This is a genomic window from Streptomyces sp. NBC_00212, assembly GCF_045206365.1.
Lineage (GTDB): Bacteria > Actinomycetota > Actinomycetes > Streptomycetales > Streptomycetaceae > Streptomyces.
The window spans coordinates 932,189-950,167 of record NZ_CP108115.1; the positions used below are offsets into that span (position 1 = coordinate 932,189).

At 70.7% G+C, this 17,979-nt stretch carries 17 protein-coding genes; 9 read left to right on the forward strand and 8 right to left on the reverse strand.

The window, feature by feature from the left end; translation table 11 throughout:
- The first annotated feature begins 11 nt into the window (after positions 1 to 11).
- The 5 genes from OHA17_RS04365 (at position 12) to OHA17_RS04385 (ending at position 5,203) form a co-directional block, all read left to right on the forward strand.
- On the forward strand, positions 12 to 1,067 hold the full coding sequence (locus OHA17_RS04365; protein ID WP_406504202.1) for a beta-ketoacyl-ACP synthase III: 1,056 nt from the start codon (positions 12 to 14) through the stop codon (positions 1,065 to 1,067).
- 2 nt (positions 1,068 to 1,069) lie between these two features.
- Positions 1,070 to 1,339: an acyl carrier protein gene (locus OHA17_RS04370; protein ID WP_406504204.1), complete on the forward strand. Its 270-nt coding sequence runs from the start codon at positions 1,070 to 1,072 to the stop codon at positions 1,337 to 1,339.
- Positions 1,339 to 2,568, forward strand: a complete 1,230-nt coding sequence (locus OHA17_RS04375; protein WP_406504206.1) for a beta-ketoacyl-[acyl-carrier-protein] synthase family protein — start codon at positions 1,339 to 1,341, stop codon at positions 2,566 to 2,568. The genes OHA17_RS04370 and OHA17_RS04375 overlap by 1 nt, the downstream gene beginning before the upstream one ends.
- Positions 2,569 to 3,169: 601 nt before the next feature.
- Entirely contained in the window at positions 3,170 to 4,027 is an 858-nt protein-coding gene (locus tag OHA17_RS04380) for an oxaloacetate decarboxylase (RefSeq protein WP_406504208.1), read from the forward strand.
- 81 nt (positions 4,028 to 4,108) lie between these two features.
- Complete coding sequence (locus tag OHA17_RS04385) at positions 4,109 to 5,203, forward strand: bile acid:sodium symporter family protein (protein ID WP_406504209.1); 1,095 nt, start codon at positions 4,109 to 4,111, stop codon at positions 5,201 to 5,203.
- Positions 5,204 to 5,751: 548 nt separating this feature from the next.
- Here OHA17_RS04385 and OHA17_RS04390 read toward each other — a convergent pair.
- Both OHA17_RS04390 and OHA17_RS04395 read right to left on the reverse strand, forming a co-directional pair.
- A complete protein-coding gene (locus OHA17_RS04390; RefSeq protein WP_406504211.1) occupies positions 5,752 to 8,097 on the reverse strand; it encodes an FtsX-like permease family protein in 2,346 nt (781 codons plus the stop codon).
- A complete protein-coding gene (locus OHA17_RS04395; RefSeq protein ID WP_406504213.1) occupies positions 8,094 to 8,837 on the reverse strand; it encodes an ABC transporter ATP-binding protein in 744 nt (247 codons plus the stop codon). Before OHA17_RS04395 ends, OHA17_RS04390 begins: the two co-directional genes overlap by 4 nt.
- A 194-nt stretch (positions 8,838 to 9,031) precedes the next feature.
- On the opposite strand from OHA17_RS04395, the gene OHA17_RS04400 reads away from it, so the two are divergent.
- The 3 genes from OHA17_RS04400 to OHA17_RS04410 all read left to right on the forward strand — a co-directional run bounded on the left by OHA17_RS04400 (position 9,032) and on the right by OHA17_RS04410 (position 11,542).
- Positions 9,032 to 9,841 carry a sensor histidine kinase gene (locus tag OHA17_RS04400; RefSeq protein WP_406504215.1) on the forward strand — a complete coding sequence of 270 codons (810 nt, stop codon included), beginning with the start codon at positions 9,032 to 9,034 and terminating at the stop codon, positions 9,839 to 9,841.
- A 35-nt stretch (positions 9,842 to 9,876) separates the two neighbouring features.
- The gene (locus tag OHA17_RS04405) at positions 9,877 to 10,632 is read left to right on the forward strand and encodes a response regulator (RefSeq protein ID WP_406510633.1); all 756 of its coding nucleotides are present in this window, start codon (positions 9,877 to 9,879) and stop codon (positions 10,630 to 10,632) included.
- Positions 10,633 to 11,212: 580 nt separating this feature from the next.
- Positions 11,213 to 11,542 carry a hypothetical protein gene (locus tag OHA17_RS04410; RefSeq protein ID WP_406504217.1) on the forward strand — a complete coding sequence of 110 codons (330 nt, stop codon included), beginning with the start codon at positions 11,213 to 11,215 and terminating at the stop codon, positions 11,540 to 11,542.
- Positions 11,543 to 12,297: 755 nt separating this feature from the next.
- Here OHA17_RS04410 and OHA17_RS04415 read toward each other — a convergent pair.
- The 3 genes from OHA17_RS04415 to OHA17_RS04425 form a co-directional block, all read right to left on the reverse strand.
- Positions 12,298 to 12,606 (reverse strand): SCO5918 family protein, encoded by a 309-nt coding sequence (locus OHA17_RS04415; RefSeq protein ID WP_406504219.1) that lies wholly within the window; start codon positions 12,604 to 12,606, stop codon positions 12,298 to 12,300.
- A 104-nt stretch (positions 12,607 to 12,710) separates the two neighbouring features.
- Positions 12,711 to 14,222, reverse strand: a complete 1,512-nt coding sequence (locus OHA17_RS04420) for a DEAD/DEAH box helicase (RefSeq protein ID WP_406504221.1) — start codon at positions 14,220 to 14,222, stop codon at positions 12,711 to 12,713.
- 301 nt (positions 14,223 to 14,523) lie between these two features.
- Positions 14,524 to 14,727 (reverse strand): cold-shock protein, encoded by a 204-nt coding sequence (locus OHA17_RS04425; RefSeq protein ID WP_031141049.1) that lies wholly within the window; start codon positions 14,725 to 14,727, stop codon positions 14,524 to 14,526.
- A gap of 310 nt (positions 14,728 to 15,037) precedes the next feature.
- Between OHA17_RS04425 and OHA17_RS04430 the strand changes: the two genes are divergently transcribed.
- Positions 15,038 to 16,183, forward strand: a complete 1,146-nt coding sequence (locus tag OHA17_RS04430) for a DUF4185 domain-containing protein (protein ID WP_406504223.1) — start codon at positions 15,038 to 15,040, stop codon at positions 16,181 to 16,183.
- Between the two features lie 18 nt (positions 16,184 to 16,201).
- On the opposite strand, the gene OHA17_RS04435 is transcribed toward OHA17_RS04430, so the two are convergent.
- The 3 genes from OHA17_RS04435 to OHA17_RS04445 all read right to left on the reverse strand — a co-directional run bounded on the left by OHA17_RS04435 (position 16,202) and on the right by OHA17_RS04445 (position 17,976).
- Positions 16,202 to 16,642: a DUF5994 family protein gene (locus OHA17_RS04435; RefSeq protein WP_398873232.1), complete on the reverse strand. Its 441-nt coding sequence runs from the start codon at positions 16,640 to 16,642 to the stop codon at positions 16,202 to 16,204.
- A gap of 91 nt (positions 16,643 to 16,733) precedes the next feature.
- A complete protein-coding gene (locus OHA17_RS04440) occupies positions 16,734 to 17,624 on the reverse strand; it encodes a slipin family protein (RefSeq protein WP_406504225.1) in 891 nt (296 codons plus the stop codon).
- A gap of 79 nt (positions 17,625 to 17,703) precedes the next feature.
- Positions 17,704 to 17,976 carry a hypothetical protein gene (locus OHA17_RS04445; protein ID WP_406504227.1) on the reverse strand — a complete coding sequence of 91 codons (273 nt, stop codon included), beginning with the start codon at positions 17,974 to 17,976 and terminating at the stop codon, positions 17,704 to 17,706.
- Between the last annotated feature and the right edge of the window lie 3 nt (positions 17,977 to 17,979).

Consider the following 17,979-nt stretch of genomic DNA (forward strand, 5'->3'; position numbering starts at 1 on the left):
CGAAGGCACCCATGCATTTCGACGACACCACCGCCGTCATCACCGGCACCGGCTCCTGTCTCCCCGCAGACACCCTCAGCAACAACGACATCATCAGCACCGGAGACCTCAAAACCACCGACGACTGGATCCGTACCCGCACCGGCATCACCCACCGCAGGCGCATCAGCCCGGGGCAGGCCACCAGCGACCTCGCCACCGCAGCCGGCAGCGCCGCGATCGACTCCGCGGGAAGCCCCACCGTGGACATGGTCATCCTCGCCACCACCACCCCCGACCACCCCTGCCCGGCCACCGCACCCCAGATCGCCCACCGTCTGAACCTGGGCACCGTGCCCGCCTTCGACATGGCAGCCGTCTGCTCCGGGTTCCTCTACGCCCTGGCCACGGCCACCGCCCTCATCCGCGGCGGCCTCAGTCACACCTGCCTGGTCATCGGCGCCGACACGTACTCCACCATCGTCGACCCCCACGACCGTGAAACCGCCGCCCTGTTCGGCGACGGGGCCGGGGCCGCCGTCCTGAGCCGGGGCAGCCCCGCGACACCGGGCGCGATCCATGCGGTCGACCTCGGCTCCGACGGCAGCGGCCGCGACCTCATCACCATCCCCGCGGGCGGCTCCCGCCAGCCGAATCACCAGCCCCCGCCCGAACCCACCGCCCACTACTTCCACATGCACGGCCGAGAGGTCTACGCACGCGCCGTCCGCCACATGACACGCTCCGCCCACCAGGTCCTCACCACGGCCGGCTGGGCCCCGGAGACCGCACGCGCCTTCATCGGCCACCAGGCCAACCAACGCATTCTCGACTCCGTCGCCGACCGTCTCGGCCTGCCGACCGAGCACTGCTTCGGAAACATCGCCCGCCTCGGCAACACCGCCGCGGCCTCCATCCCCCTCGTTCTCACCGACCCCGCCGTCCACCACGCCCTCCACCCCGGCGACCGCACCGTCCTGACCGCCTTCGGCGGCGGCCTCACCTGGGCCTCCATCGCCCTCACCTGGCCATCCGCCACCCCCCGCAGCAAGCCTGCCGAACCTCCGAACCCAGCAAGGAGCCAGTAGCCATGGACACCGTCCTGACCCACCTCACCACGGTCCTCACCACCAAATTCGAGGTGCCCGCCGACCTGATCACGCCCCGCAGCACCCTCGCCGACCTCGAACTGGACTCCCTGGCAGCCGTGGAGCTCTACGTCACGCTCCAAGAACACTGGAACGTGCCCCTGGACGACAGCGAGGCCACCCCCGACCGCACCGTCGGGGAAATCTCCCGAACCATCACCACCCTCCTGCCCCAGCGCGAACAGCCCGCAGCGGGCGACGAGTCCGGCTGATGCCCGACGCCCTGGCCGTCACCGGCATCGGCCTCGTGACCCCGGGCGGAATCGGGACCGAGGCCACCTGGCAGGCCGTATGCGCCGGACGCTCCACCGCCCGTACCGATCCTGAACTCGCGGGACTCCCCGTCGACTTCACCTGCCGCGTCCCCGGCTTCGGCCCCGACGCCCTGCCCGGCACACGCCAGCCGTGGCGCTACGACCGCTCCACCCAACTCCTGCTCGCCGCGGCCGCCGAGGCCCTGCGCTCAGCCCGCCTCGATCCCGCCGACTGGGACCCCGCCCGCATCGCCCTGGTCGTCGGATCCGCAGCGGGCGGCATCTCCACCCTCGAAACCCAGCACCGCAGATTCCTCGACCACGGCATCACCGGCCTGTCCCCGCTCACCCTCACCGCCTACCTCCCGAACATGGCCGCCGGCCACCTCACCCTCGCACTCGGCATCACCGGACCGGCCCTGCAGACCTCCACCGCCTGCGCCTCCGGGGCGAGCGCCATCATCACCGCCGGCCTCCTCCTCGACATGGGCCTCTGCGACATCGCGCTGGCGGCCGGGGGCGACTCCATGACCACCCCGCTGTGCGCGGCCGCCTTCGCCAAAATGGGAGCGCTCTCCCGGCGCACACACGACCCCGCGCGCGCCTCCCGCCCCTTCGACAAGGACCGCGACGGCTTCGTCCTCGGCGAAGGCGCCGCCGTGATCGTCCTCGAACGCACTGCCCACGCCGCGGCCCGCCAGGCACCGACCAGTGCCTACCTCATCGGCCACGCCACCACCAGCGACGCCCATCACCCCACCACCCCCCATCCGGAGGGCGACGGGCTGCGCCGTGCCGTCCTCCAAGCACTCCACACCGCCGACGCGACCACCCACGACGTCGACCACATCAACGCGCACGGCACCAGCACCCGCCTCAACGACCGCACGGAAGCCGCCGTCATCCGCGCTCTGTTCGCCTCCCGTCCGCCGTCCGTCACCTCCGCCAAAGGCGTCCTCGGCCACACCATGGGCGCAGCCGGAGCCATCGAGGCGGCCCTCACCGTCACGTCCCTGCAGCGCTCGACCGTCCCGCCCACCGCCAACTTCGCCGAACCCGACGCGGCCACCGCCGACCTCGACCTCGTCACCGGCCGTGCCCGCCGGCAGCGCCTCACCGTGGCCCTCAGCCACTCGCTCGGATTCGGCGGCCACAACACCGTCCTCGCCTTCTCCACGAGCACCTGACCCCCGCCCCGCCCTGCGGCGCGGGGCCGGCGGGCCTCCCGGGGACAGGTCACTGCATTGGATTTGAATCAGTCCTGCGGCCAGCACGGCGTGGCCAATTCCCCTGCGACAGGTGGCGTAATCCAGCGCATTAGCTGCCCACTGGGGCCATGCGGATCGATTCGGACTATCAGGCGTCGACACTGCCGAATCTGACAGGTGGTCAGTTACTGAAGCCGTCGCGCTCGAAATGCCGCTGGACCTGCGGTCGCGCCCTTTTTCGGTAGGCCTTCCCGTGGTGGCCGCGGTCGGCGACGACCGGCGCAAAATTAGCCACGAGCCTCCCACATTACGAAGTCATGGCTGTTGCATGACCAACTCTTTTCCTATGCTGCTCGTGCCGGGAACGAGATCAGCAATTCCTGTAATTGCTCATGCCGTTGACCGCGCGCAAGGGAACGAACCGCACGCACGACAGACATGTGCACACAGAAATGGGGCCACACCGAAACGGCATGGCCCCAGGGACGCTTTGGTATGCAACGCCTCGCACCGGCCGTCGACTTGGCAGGCAACGGGCCGGCCGCGAGACACATGACCGCGACCTCATCGGAGGGTACCCGTGAATCACCCCAACCGGCTACGCACCGCGATACACAGCGACGGCACCACCCCCCTGATCGGCATTTTCGACATGTTCTCCGCGTCCGTGGCGGCGCGGCACTACGACGGGATGTTCGTCTCGGGATTCGGCTTCGCGGCCTCCCACTACGGCCTGCCCGACATCGGCTTCATCGCCTGGCCCGACATCGTCGCGTTCGTCCAACGACTACGGCTCGCCTTCCCCCAGCAGCACCTGCTGGTCGACATCGACGACGGTTACGTCGACCCGGAGACGGCGTGCCACGTGGTCCAGCAGCTGGAGAACGGCGGAGCCTCCGGGGTCATCCTGGAGGACCAGCAGCGCCCGCGCCGCTGCGGCCACGTGGACGGCAAGCAGGTGCTGGCGCTCGACCAGTACCTCGAAAAGCTCGACATGGTCCTCAAGGCACGCCAGGACCTGGTCGTCGTCGCGCGCACGGACGCCACCGAGGAGGAGGAGATCCTGCGCCGGGCCAAGGCCCTGGCCGCGACCGACGCCGACGTGATCCTCGTCGACGGGGTACGCAGCATCGACTGGATCCACAAGGTGCGCCGCGTCATCGGCGACAAGCCGTTGCTGTTCAACCAGATCGCGGGCGGCAAGTCGCCGCGGCTCTCGCTGACGGAGCTTCAGGAGCTTGGCATCGACGTCGCGATCTACAGCACGCCCTGCCTGTTCGCCGCCCAGACCGCCATCGACGGCGCGCTGAGCGAGCTCAGGGCAGCCGACGGCCGGCTGCCCGAGCACACCCCGGCCAGTGTCGGCGTCGCCGAGTGCCTGTCGCTGCTTGAGCGGAACATCAGCCGCCACCACGGCCGTGTCCCGGCCGGCGCCTGACGGTGAATCGGGAGGGGCCGCGTCGCTTGAGCGGCGGCGCGGCCCCGCGCCTCGTAAGTCCCGCTCCGTACAAGGAGATCCATGCTCCTCATCCTGCGCTCGGTCGCCCGTCACGTCCGGCACCGCGTGGACTGGTACATCGTCGCGCTGTTCGCCGTCATCGGCGTGGCGACGCTCGCCCCGGTCGAGGGGGCAGCGGCTGACGGCGTCTCGCTCGCCGTCCGGGTCGCCGTCGGGCTGCTCTTCTTCCTCTACGGTGCCCGCCTCTCGCCGCAGGCGGCGTACGACGGTCTGCGGCACTGGCGGCTGCACGTCCCCATCCTGGCTCTGACCTTCGTCGCCTCTCCTCTGGCGGGACTGGCGGCCGGGCTGCTGCCGGGTGCGGTGCTCAGCTCGGAACTGGCCGTCGGTGTCCTCTTCCTGACGATCCTTCCGTCCACCGTGCAGTCCTCGATCGCCTTCACGTCGATGGCCCGGGGCAATGTGGCGGCGGCCATCTGCTCGGCGTCGTTCTCCACCGTCCTCGGAGTGGTGCTGACGCCCGTCCTGGTGGTCGCCCTCATCGGGCAGACCGGCGGCGAGGGAATGCCGATACGAACCTCGCAGCTCGGGGACATCGCCCTTCAGCTCCTGGTGCCCTTCCTCGCCGGGCAGGTGGCGCGGCGCTGGGTCACCGAATGGCTGGGCAGACACCGGGCGTTGATCACCGTGTGCGACCGGGGCTCCATCCTGCTCGTCGTCTACTCCGCGTTCAGCCGGGGCATGACCACCGGCATCTGGCAGCGCGTCTCGCCCGGGCGGCTGCTCCTGCTGGCCGCGCTGTGCGTACTCCTGCTCGTCCTGGCCCTACAGCTCGCCAACGGCACTGCGCGCCTGATCGGCCTGCCGTACGCGGACCGGGTCACCGCCGTGTTCTGCGGCTCGAACAAGAGCCTGGCCAGCGGGCTGCCGATGGCCACTGTGCTGTTCCCGGCGGAGCGGGTCGGGATAGTGATACTGCCGCTGATGCTCTACCACACCATCCAGTTGGTGGCCTGCGCCTGGTTGGCCCGCCGCTGGTCGACCAACCGATCCGCCGACCCGGGAACCAATGAAGACCGCGGAACGGGGATGGGAATACGGACGGGCGGCAGCAGTAGCAACCCCCGTGAGGGAACGAGTGCCAACCCCGGATGAGTGGACCACCTCGGCGGAAACCAAGCCCTCGTCACCGCGACACTCGACCGTCTAGCCCCGACCCTTCGTCCCCTGGCCGAGCCGACCGGCTCGCGGTACATCACCATCATGACCCCGCACGGCGGCTGCCCCGGCGACTCGGCCGGGCGGAACCACACCGCGAGGTTCTCGAAGAACGCGCAGGACCACCACAGGAGTACAACGGGCGCGATGAAGCAGGAAGGCCACGCAAGCCCAAGGGACCCGGCCCAGGTCCGGCGACGAACGTTGAGCCGCCTGTCGGGAGGCGGTCCGCGCCCTGCGGCGTGAAGACGCCTCCGGACACGAGCTGTTGACCGCCTGAACTACCCGGCTCGCGGCGGTACTTGACCGCCACGGCGGACGGCAGGCCGACGGATTTCCGGGCGGCATGGCATGGCAGTCCGCACCGCGTTCACGTGCGGGACCTGGGCGGGACGCCCGCTGAACATGCCGTGCGCCGGACCCGGCCGCCGCATCCATCGCCATCGCCACGTGCAGGGCGGCCCTGGCTCGAAGCGGCTCGGCTGTCATTCGGTGTGCAGGACCCGGGCGATGGTCTGCTGGGCCGCCGTTCGCGCCGGTAGCACCGCGCCCAGTGCGGCGATCGCCACCCCGGCAAGGGCCAGCAGCGCCATGGATCCCGGGTGCCAGACGTCCAGCATCCGGTCCGGGAGAGCGAGGTGGGCGCTGCTCTCGGTCAGCGGGATCACCACACGATAGGCCGCCACCCCCAGCGGCAGCCCAAGGATCCCGCCGATCAGACCAAGCCCCGCCATGGACACCACCAGCATCACGGTGACCTGACGTGGGGTCATGCCGATCGACTTCAGCATCCCGAGGTCGCGCCGCCGCTCCCGGCTGCTCAGCACGACCGTGTTGAACACCCCCATCGCGGCGACCACCGACAGCATCAGCGTCAGCGCGGAGGCGGAGCCGATCACCGTCATGGCTCCGGCGTTCACCGATGTCTGCGCGCTCGGATCGAGTCCGGGGTCGGCGGCCCGAACGGCCTTCATATAGGCGGCGGTATCGGCTTGGGGGCTGAGCCGCACCCAGTACTGGTTGGCCTGCGCGCCCGGCGCCAGGGCGGTCAGTGTCGACCAGTCGGCGCGCATCATGTCCGCCGGCCCGGACATGACCTCACCGACCAGGGTCACGCGCTCCGTGCGGCCGTCCGCCGCGCCCAACGTGAACGAGTCACCGAGGCTCACGCCGTGCTTGGACAGGAATTTGCCGGAGGCCACCACCTCTCCGCGGGCGCGCATCCACCGGCCTCTGGCCAGGTCGTCCTGCAGTACGGACCGGCCCTCGCGCGCGCCTTGGATCGTCACGCCCTGGCTCTGGCCGAGCAACCGCACATCGGCGAAGCCCACGGCGGAGACGTCCGCCGCCTGCGGCAGACCGCGCAACAGCGTCTGTGCAGCGACGTCGTCATGATGCGGGACGGATTGTCCGAACCTGGCTTCCCCTCGCCAGACGACGACTTGGAGTCTGCCGGCGCCTTCGACGGCGTCGCCGTAGGAGACCATGGTGGTCGCCAGGCCGGTCGCGAAGGTCACCGTCGCCACCCCGAGCAGCACCGCGGAGACGGTGAGCAGGGCCCGTCCGGGCCGGGCGAAGGGCAGCCCGAGCCCCAGGGTCACCGAGCGCGGCAGTCGCGCGCCGGTCAGCCACCGCTGCACCTTCAGCCCCCGTCCTCCGCCGGGAGCGCTGCCCGCGCTGATCGCACGTGCCGCGGAGAGCCGGTGTGCGCGCAGCGCCGGGATCAGCGCGGCCAGCACCACGACCGCGGGCATGCCCAGCGCCGTGGACACGTACACCCAGGAACCGACCGTCGGCGCGACGTTCACCGTACCGAGTTCCGCGCCCTGGAAGACCTGGTGCAGGAGCGGCCGCGCGACCACTGCGCCGAGTGCCGTCCCGACCGCCGCGCCCACCGTCGCCGGGACGCAGACCATCACCAGATAGACCGCGACCACCTGATTGGGCGTGAATCCCAGGGACTTGAGCACCCCGATGTGCCGGAAGCCGGACACCACCGCACCACTCACCACATTGCCCACGATCAGGACGGCCACCAGCAGGCCGAGGATCCCGAAGGCCATGAGGAACGGTACGAAGGCATTGGGCTGGGAGGCGATCTGCGCCTTCAGCGTCAGGTACGACTGATGGGCCACCAGCGAGCCCGACGGCAGGCCGGTGGTCACCGCTGTCGTGCCGGCCGTGATCTGACGGGGCGTCGCGGCCCGGTCGAACCGGTACAGCATCTGGTACGCCGTGGGGTGCAAGGCTTCGATCTGCTCCGGGGACACCCACGCCTGCGCGGTTCCGCTCACGCTGGACGCGAGGCCGACGACGGTCAATGGCGCAAGCCCGGGCAGCTGGATCCGTTTGCCGAGCGGGGAGTGTGGCCCGGTGCCCATCCCGGGCGCATCCGGCAGCGCCAGGACGAGTTGGCCGGGGCCGGTGGCCCAGTGCCCGGCGAACAGGTCCAGGCGGTCGACCGGTCCCCCCGGGTCCGCCCGCCCCACCACGGTCACCGGGCCCGTCCCCATCCCGGGCAGCTCGTCGGCCACGCTCCGCGGCAGGTCGACCACGGCTTGCGGAAACGGTCCCGCCGCGCCCCGAACCCCCGGACGGTGCGCGGTCCGCGCCACCTGTGCGGCCGGCACTTTCGCCGCGTCGAAGGTGGCGACGACATGCGCACCCCGTGCCTGACCGAAGAGCCGGTCGAACGGTCCGGACACGACGTCGAGCAGGCCGAGGGCAACCACGAGGGCCATGCTGGAGACGAGGACCACCACTGCGATCACGGAGGTCTGCAGCCGACGGCGGCGCACAGCCGCGCGTGAGGCTCGCCACACCGCGCTCATGCCGAACGCTCCAGGGTCCGCTCGCCGGTGATCCGGCCGTCCGCCATCGTGACCAGGCGACTGGCGCAGCGCATGGCGAGCCGCCGATCGTGCGTCACCAGCATCAGGGTCTGGCCCAGTTGGTTGAGGTCGATGAGCAGGTCCATCACCTGCTCGCCCGCGTGGCTGTCCAGCGCGCCGGTCGGCTCGTCCGCCAGCAGCAGCGCGGGACGGTTCATCAGCGCGCGAGCCACCGCGACCCGTTGGCGCTCGCCACCGCTGAGGGCCGCGGGGTAGACGTTCCTGCGGTCGGCGATGCCGAGTTCGTCGAGCAACTCCAGGGCTCTGCGCCGGGCTTGGCGGGCCGGTGTTCCGGTGAGCTGGGCGGCCAGTGCGATGTTGTCGATCGCGGGCAGGTCGTCGATGAGGTTGAAGAACTGGAAGATCATGCCGATCCGACGGCGCCGGAAGAGCGCGAGGCCGGTCTCGTTGATGCTGCCGAGATCCTCGCCGTGCACACGCACCGAGCCTGCGCTAGGCCGGTCAAGGCCGGCGATCATGTTCAACAGGGTCGACTTGCCGCAGCCGGACGGGCCCATCACCGCCACCGCCTCGCCCGCGCCGATCTCCAGCGTCACTCCGTCCAGGGCGACGGTGTCGCCGTACTCCTTGCGCAGGCCCCTCACTTGGACGACGTCCTGGCCGCGCACGGTGGCCGGGCCGGTTTCCGGGGCCGCGCCCCTGATGTGTTCGGTGGTCATGACAGGGACGGTAGGCGGCGTGGACGGTCGGGGCGTCAGCCCCTGGAGGTAGTCCGCGGCGGCACTCATCCTGGCGATGTACGAGCTGGTCCTGGAGGTGGACGTCCGCTCGCCTCCTGCCTGGCAGGATGGACGCCGTGTGGATATCGGGAACGGGCTGGCTACTGACTGCCCTGGTGACGGGGAGCCTGACGGTGGCCGGCAGCACCACCGTGCTGCTTGCCCGCGCCCGCCGCCGTTACCGCAAGGTCCTGGAGGACCGGCGCTGGCTGCTGGAGCGCGAACGGGAGGCCGCCGCGCGCACCGCGGTGACGGCCGAACGCGCACGCATCGCCCGAGAGTTGCACGATGTCGTCAGCCACAAGGTCAGTCTGATGGTCGTTCAGGCGAGCGCCGCCCGCGAGGTGCTGGCCGCGCTGCCGAACGAGGCCGAGACCGCGCTGCGGGCCGTCGAGGGCGCGGGGCGCGACGCCATGACCGAACTGCGCCATCTGCTGGGCCTGTTGGCTCCCTCGCCGAACGGCGACGACGACGGGGATGAGCGGCACGGCGACCTCTCCGGGCTCGCACCTCAGCCGAGCCTGAGCCAACTGGGCACCCTCGTCGACCGGATCGCCTTCGCCGGCCTCCCGGTCGAGGTGCGCATCTCCGGCGAACCGCGCCCACTGGCGCCCGGCATCGACGTCACCGCCTACCGGATCATCCAGGAGGCGCTCACCAACGCGCTCAAGTACGGCGACGGCGGCAAGGCGTCGGTGACGGTGCGCTACGCCGACCACAGTCTGCGGGTCGAGGTCCTCAACAGCGGACCGAGCGTGCTGTCCGCCGACCCCACGAGCCCGGGTGCCGCACCGGGTGACCACAAGCGCCGGTACAACGGAGCCGGGCGTGGCCTGATCGGTCTTCGCGAGCGCGTCGCCGTCTACGGCGGCCACTTCGACGCCCGGCGCCGTATCGGCGGCGGTTACCGCGTCCGCGCCCGCATCCCTCTGGAGAGCCCGTGACCGAGCCACCCCCCGACCCGCGCGCCCATGGGACCATCGGTCGGGATCCCAACCCTCCCGGCGAAACAAGCGGTCCGCGCGTCCTCATCGCCGACGACGAGGAGCTCATCCGCACCGGCTTCCGCCTCATCCTCACCTCGCGCGGCATCGAAGTGGTCGGCGAGGCCGCGGACGGCGTGCAGGCCATCGCGGAAGCCCAACGGCTGCGCCCGGACGTCCTCCTGATGGACATCCGGATGCCCCACCTGAACGGCTTGGAAGCCGCCAAGCGCGTCCTGCGCCTGCTCCCGGACTGCCGGGTCCTCATGCTCACCACGTTCGACCTCGACAGCTACGTGTACGCAGCGCTCGCCGCCGGGGCGAGCGGCTTCCTGCTCAAGGACGTCACCGCCGCCCACCTCGCCGCGTCCGTACGGCTGATCAACACCGGCGACGCACTGCTCGCCCCCTCGATCACCCGCCGTCTGGTCGAGCGCTACGCCACCGCCCGCGGTGCCGACCAGTCCCCCGGCCAGGCCCCCCGCCCCACGGCCGGGGCCTCCGTGGTCCGCACACCCGCCATCCATCGCGACCTGGCCGCGCTGACCCCGCGTGAACTGCAGGTGCTGGCCCTGATGGGCCGTGGCCTGTCGAACACCGACCTCGCCGAAGCCCTCACCCTCAGCGAGGCCACCGTGAAGACCCACGTCGCCCGCGTCTTCGCCAAACTCGCCCTCCGCGACCGCGCCCAAGCCGTCGTCCTGGCCTACGAAACGGGCCTGGTGACCCCTGGTGGCTCGGCCACCGACTGACAGGCTTCCACGACGGATCGGTCCCGGATCCGCCTCCTGGGGCCGCTCGATCAAACGCGGCAGCCACGGGGCCCCTCCGCATGCCGCCGCGAACATCCACCCATGGACCAGTAGGGATTCCTACCCGGTGCGGTCAAGTTGGCATCGATGTCCTTCAAGAGACAGGAAAGCTCCATTCGATCATTCGACCGTGCCACGTCAACCCTGCTTGGCTTCCCCCCAGCGATCGGCGCACCACCCGCATCACACCGCACCAACCTCACATGCCGTGTCACAGACCACGGTTGGTTCCACCTTTCCGCCGGAGCAGGCCGGGAGGATTCGCGCCGCATCCGCGCACCGGTCCGGGACGCCTCAACAAGCGTTTCCTGCACGAGAGTTCAGTACGGCTCGTACATCCCCTCTCCCGTCCCGCGGTGCGAATCCGGCGTCCCGTACGGCCGCTGAAACACCTCTCCGCCGTTGCGCCTCGCTGCCCGCATTCAGGTAACAGATCGCCCGCCGACCGGCGCCACGCGATCTGTTGACACCTGGGGTCTCGGGTACCGCGTCCGCTCCGGTCCCCGGGGCGTCCGCTTCCGTGCCGGCCCGGACGATCACCCTCGACGAGCACGCCGCAGACAGGGTCATCGAAGTGCGCGCGGGCACGAGGGTCCTGATTCGGCTGCACAGCACGTACCGGTCCGCGCCCACCAGCTCCGACACCCGAACACTGGCCCCCGTCGACAGGAGCGTCACCACACCCACGAGGACCTGCGAGCCGGGCGCAGGCTGCGGCATCGCCTTCGCCGACTTCGCCGCCCGCCGGGCGGGCACAGCCCAGATCCTGGCCCACCGCAACTCCTGTGGTGAGGCGAGGCCTTGCGGTCCGGGCCAGGGCGACTTCGCCGTCACGATAAAGATCACCTGACTCAGGTCCGCCGCCGGCTGCGCCACGCGCTGAGGACGTCGACGAACAGCGCGGCCAACACGTCGACGCGGCCCCTGCCGGGAACGTCACGCCTACAAGAATCACCCGGAGGCGCGGGGCCGGGTCCACCTCGTGTGGGGATTCGCCAAGGACTTCGGACTGTCAGGCCTCAAAGCGGGAGCAGTGATCTTCCCGTACCGCTACCGGGAGGGGCAGAACGCGGCGCAGTTCTTCTGGCTCGGCCTGCGGGCCTATCTGCCCCCGGCCGGGACGGCGGTGATTCCGGCTGTGCTACACGGCCGTCGACACCAGCGAAGTCATGGCTTCGGTTGGCAGGGTGGCCGACCTCTTGGCGCCGTGGCGGAACGGTCGCCGTTGACCTTCCCGGTGCGGGGCGGACGCACGGTCCGCCCCGCCGCCCACGGGCACGACCGTGGCCATGGCGCGCTGGGCCCCCGCAGCCGCAGGCGGCCCACGGCTATTGGCAGCATCAGGGGGCCGCCAACTCGGCCAGCCGCTGCCCGCAGTTCACCGGTGATCGGGCGCGGCCACAGGGCGACCGTGCGCAGGAGACCGAGGCGGCACAGCAGCCCGCTGGGGACCTACGCGGTTTCGCGCCAGGTGGACTCGTGGGCTGCAGCTGGCGTTCGTCTTCCCACTGCCTCGCGTAGTCGGCCAATCGAGGCCGTAGACCTCGAAGCGCCAACAGGTGATTCCTGCCTTGCGGGTGCGGGCCATGGCCCCGGCGTCGTGCGTTACGCGAGCGCGGGCGAGCCGAACAGTGCCGAGGCGGCCTCGACCGGAGTCAGGGTGGGGGCGGGCGCCGCCTCGCCGATCGCGGCGCACTTGAAGCCGAGCGCCGTCATGGCCCGTACGACTTCCTGGGCGCTGAAGTCGCGGCGGTCCTGCCGGGTGATGACCGAGCCCACCTGCTTGGCGGGGTAGTGGCGGCGGCCGATCAGTACGGACTCACCCACGAGGGGTTCGGGCTTGACGCCCTTCATGGACTCGATCACCCCGCTCTTGGTGAGGTCGAACGGGAAGCGGGCGATGACACAGCGCATGTTGCCTCACAGAGAGAGGAGGGGCGGCCCGAGGGGCCTGGCGGGAGGTGGCTTGAGGGGGAACGACGCCCGGTGCCTGAGGGGCGACCGGTACGTGAACGGGCTTACGCCGCGGCGTTGTTGGCGCCGGAGGTCCGCTGACCGGCGCCGCGCGCGGACTGGCCGGCGCGCCGGTCCTGGGACGCGCGGCTGCGGCGGCCGCGGGACGAGGCGGCGCTGCGCCGGGAGCGTTCCACGACGGGCACGCTGATCGTGACCGGGATGCCCGAGGGAGCCTGGGCGCCCGTGATGCGGCTCAACTCGGCGTCCCCGGACCGTACTTGGGTGGTCTGCGGCACGATGCGCGCGGTGGCCATCAGGCGGCTCATGTCGCGGCGCTGGTTGGGCGTGACGAGGGTGACGACGCTGCCGGACTCGCCGGCGCGGGCGGTCCGGCCGCCGCGGTGCAGGTAGTCCTTGTGGTCGCTCGGCGGGTCGACGTTAACGACCAGGTCGAGGTTGTCGATGTGGATGCCCCGGGCGGCGACGTTGGTGGCCACGAGCGCCGTCACATGACCGGTCTTGAACTGGGCCAGGGTCCGGGTGCGCTGCGGCTGGGACTTACCGCCGTGCAGCGCGGCGGCGCGCACCCCGCTGTTCAGCAGGTGCTCGGTCAGCCGGTCGACGGCGTGCTTGGTGTCCAGGAACAGGATCACCCGGCCGTCGCGGGCCGCGATCTCGGTGGCCGCCCGGTTCTTGTCGGCGCCGTGCACGTGCAGCACGTGGTGCTCCATCGTGGTGACCGCGCCCGCCGACGGGTCGACGGAGTGGACGACCGGGTCGGACAGGTAGCGGCGGACCAGGAGGTCGACGTTGCGGTCCAGGGTGGCCGAGAACAGCATCCGCTGGCCGTCCGGACGTACCTGGTCGAGGAGTTCGGTGACCTGCGGCATGAAGCCCATGTCGGCCATCTGGTCAGCTTCGTCGAGCACGGTGACGGCGACCTGGTCGAGGCGGCAGTCGCCCCGGTCGATGAGGTCCTTCAGGCGGCCCGGGGTCGCGACGACGATCTCCACGCCGGAGCGCAGCGCACTGGACTGCTTGCCGATCGGCATGCCCCCGACCACCGTGGCGAGGCGCAGCCGCACGGAGCGGGCGTACGGCATGAGTGCGGCGGTGACCTGCTGGGCGAGCTCGCGGGTGGGGACGAGGATCAGCGCGAGCGGCCGGCGGGGTTCGGCCCGCAGGCCGGCGGTGCGAGCGAGCAGAGCGAGGCCGAAGGCGAGGGTCTTGCCCGAGCCGGTGCGGCCGCGGCCCAGGACGTCCCGGCCGGCGAGCGAGTTCGGCAGCGTCGCCCCCTGGATCGGGAACGGCACGCTCATGCCTTCGCGGCCGAGCGCGGCCAGCAGTTGCTCCGGCATCGCGAGATCGGCGAAGGCTTCCACGGCGGGCAGTGCGGGGGTGGTCGTCACCGGCAGCGCGAATTCGCCCTGCGCGGCGGAGGGCCGTCGGCCGTAGCCGCCCGAACGGCCGGCGGAGCCGGGGCGGCCACCGCCCCTGGGTACGCCGGAAATTCCGGAGCGGGTACGGGTTCGGGAGAAGCGGTCGTTCGCGGCGTTCGTACGGGTGCGGTTCACGGGGAACCTTCCTTGATGCGGCACGTATCAAGGAATTCCCGGAAATCGAACGGAACAGGGAATCGCGAGAACGAGCCAAGCGGATGCGAGGGCGAATCGGGCCGCGCTGACATATGCGGGGCGGTCGCCGGATCGCCGAGCGACTGAGTCGCCGGGGCGTGGAATTACGGTGGGCCCGGCGGCCCGGACGGGCGGAAAATCGTCGCGGGCACGGTACGGCGCGGGCACTCTGCCCGGAAATGCAACGAGCTGGGGCCCGCACCCCAAGGTGCGGGCCCCAGCTACGAAGTACGCGTCGGCGTCAGGCGGGAACGATGTTCTCGGCCGTCGGGCCCTTCTGGCCCTGCGCGATGTCGAAGTTCACCTTCTGGCCTTCCTGAAGCTCACGGAAGCCCTGGGCGGCGATGTTCGAGTAGTGGGCGAACACGTCCGGACCGCCACCGTCCTGCTCGATGAAGCCGAAGCCCTTTTCCGCGTTGAACCACTTCACGGTACCAGCAGCCATGTCAATCTCCTTCGGGGCATTTCCCGGAGTCCGCACCGTGCGCACTCCGCGTCACTGCGATGATTACCCCGCCGGATCATGACCGGACATACAAAAATGCGCTCACCGGCACGAGCGGCCGGCAAGGGCACCTGAAGTTTCGGGAACCACAACTGCAACTGATATCGACAGTAGCACGCCCTCATCGCCGGGGACCGGACAATAATTCAACTCCGCCAGCCACAGGAAAAACCCTCACCGCGCCCTATGCCGATATCTCTCTTCGCGGCGAGAGATATGGGAGTCTCGCGTTCATGGCGAACCAGGGAGTGTGGGTACGGGGCTGCTGTGCGACGGGCGGGGTGCTGAACCGGCCCTGGAACACGCCGTGTTGAGGCGGTCGGTGGTGTGGTGGGCGGCCGTCGGCGCCGTGCTCGGAGGGCATGCGCTGATGGGCCGGCCGCCCGGCGCGCATGCCGCCGCCCGGAAAGCGCCCGACCGTCTCGTGGTGACCAAGGTGGGCGATCTGACCGGGCCCGGGATCACGTCGCGGTTCGGGATGGAGGCTGCCGACCTGGGGATTTCCGCCCGAACCCCGGACGGACGGCTCTTGTTCGTGTTCGGGGACACATTCGAGGAGGCGCGGGTGGGCGGCGACGGGTGGCGCTCGCCCGTCGCGCTCTACGCACGCATGCTGCCGGGCGGGGAGGTGGTCTGGACCGGCGCGGTGGGCGGGCGGTACGCACAGCAGTTGAGGCAGTACCGTCACGACGGCTCCGAGCTGACGACCGTGCTGCCCACCGACGTGATCACCATCGGCACGGACATGTATCTGCATGTCGCGGTCCACCAGGGCTTCGGGAACGTGCGCTGGAGCGAGATCTGGCGTTCGCGCGACTCGGGGGCCACCTGGCACCCCACCGACGCCCGCTTCCCCGGCGGCCTGCACGGCGGGTGCTTCCAACTGCTCACCTGGGGGCTCGGCGACGACGGGTACGTGTACGCGTACTCGACCGGGTTCCAGCGGGACAAGCCGGCCATCCTCCACCGCGTCCCCAAGAACCGGATCACCGACCCGGCCGCCTACCAGCCGTGGGGCCGGGCCGGGGGCACCTGGGCCTGGGGCAACCCGCCCACCCCCGTCCTGCCCGGCAGGATCGGCGAGATGTGCCTGCGCCCGCTCGAAGACCAGTGGCTCCTGACCTGGTTCGACGCGGGCGAGTACCGGATCGACGCGCTCGTCCTGGACTCCCCCATGTCCGCGCACCACACCCCGGCCGCGCGCCGCAGGACCCTGATCCGGGGAGGAACCTGGACGAGCGAGGACGATAGGCACGTGGCCCAGCTGTACGGCGGCTACATCATCCCCGGATCGACCCTCGACGACCTGCACCTGTCGGTGAGCCAGTGGAACACGGCGGAGGGGTGGCCCTACCGCGCGATGCACTTCCGGATCCGCGGCGACCTGCTGTCCTGACCGCGGGGCGGCCTCGGCTCAGTGGGCGAGTTCGGGCTCTCGCGGGAAGAGGTCCCGCTGCGAGGGGCCGCCCGGGGCGGTGGCGCTGGACATCAGGCGGGCCGCCTCCGCCTTGGCCGTCAGGGGCGGGACGACCAGCAGGTCCCATCTGCCCCGTCCGGGAGCGAGCAGGCAGATCGTGTTGGGGGTGTGGCGGCCGGTGGCCCGGTGCAAGCGGATCACGTGGTTGGCGACGAGGATGCGGCCGGGAAAGGCCGACCACATGCCGGGGTTCACGGCCACCTGGGCGATCTGCGGCCACGAGTGGGGCAACGCGTGGATCAGGGAAGGGAGTTCGGCCGTCAGGTCGTCGGTGCGGGGCCACCAGGCACCGTCGATGAGGTACGGGCCAACCGTGGGCGGTGTCAGCCGCAGGCGTACCGGGCGCAGGGACGAAGCGGAGCGGAGTGTGGTGGTCATGGCGGGCCCTTCGTTCGGGATGGGGACGCGGCCGATCGGCCCGGGTCTGCGAGCTCTGGTGGGACGGGGCCGTAGGAGGACCGGCCCCTCGTCACCCCACTCTCTGGCTCGGGCCTGGTTTGTTGTTGGGGCCCGGCTCGTGGACGGCCTCGGCCTTGGCCGGATCGACCGGGTCCGGTGTCGGGGGCAGGGGCGGTGTCGGCGTACCGGCTGCCGCCGATTCCCTGCTGAGGAACGCGCCCAGTTCACCGATCGTGCTCATCAGCGGCGCCGGGAAGACGACGGTGGTGTTCTTGTCGACGCCGATCTCCACCAGGCTCTGCAGATTGCGGAGTTGGAGGGCGAGCGGGTGCGCCATCATGGTGTCCGAGGCGTCTCCGAGTGCCGCGGCGGCGAGCGATTCGCCCTCGGCGTTGATGATTTTGGCGCGCTTCTCGCGCTCGGCCTCGGCCTGGCGGGCCATCGCGCGCTTCATGCTGTCGGGCAGTTGGATGTCCTTGAGCTCGACCAGGGTGACCTCGACGCCCCACTCGGCGGTGGCGACGTCGAGGATCTCGCGGATGCCCAGGTTGATGCGGTCGGTCTCCGACAGCGTCTCGTCCAGGGTGTGCTGGCCGACGACCTTGCGCAGGGTGGTCTGGGCGATCTGGTTGATCGCGGCGTGCACGTTCTCGATGGCGATGACCGACTTCACGGCGTCCACGACGCGGAAGTACGCCACGGCCGACACGTCCACGCTGACGTTGTCGCGCGTGATGATGCCCTGCGACTGGATCGGCATCGTCACGATGCGCAGCGACACCCGGTGCAGCACGTCGACGAACGGGATGATGGTCCGCAGACCGGGCGTGCGGGTGCCGGCCAGCCGCCCGAGCCGGAAGAGTACGCCTTGCTCGTACTGCTTGACGATCTTGAGGGCCATGGCGAGCGCCAGCAGGAGCAGGATGACGACGACGATGACGAGGGTGATCAGAAGCTGCATGGTGCCGCTCCAATGGATGGGGAGCCCGGTGATCCTGAGCGGAGCCCCGGGGTCGCGTCACGGGGGGACGCGTCACGGATCAACTGCCGTGTTCCTGGCGGATGCGGCGCCGGGGGCGGAGGCGTCCGCGACCGCCGTCGCGCTGGTCGCGTCGGGCCGGGACGGCGGGAGCATCGAAACGGCCGGGAACCGGTTGCGCGCCGCCGTCGGGTCCTCCCCGGCCGCCGGGCTTCAGCGGGCTGTAGTGGTGCACGGCGATCCGGTCGGCGTGCTGGGCGTTGAGCCGGTGGATGACGTACGTCGCCAGGACGATCAGGATCAGTGTGACGGCGATGGTCAGGGCCGTGGTCATGGT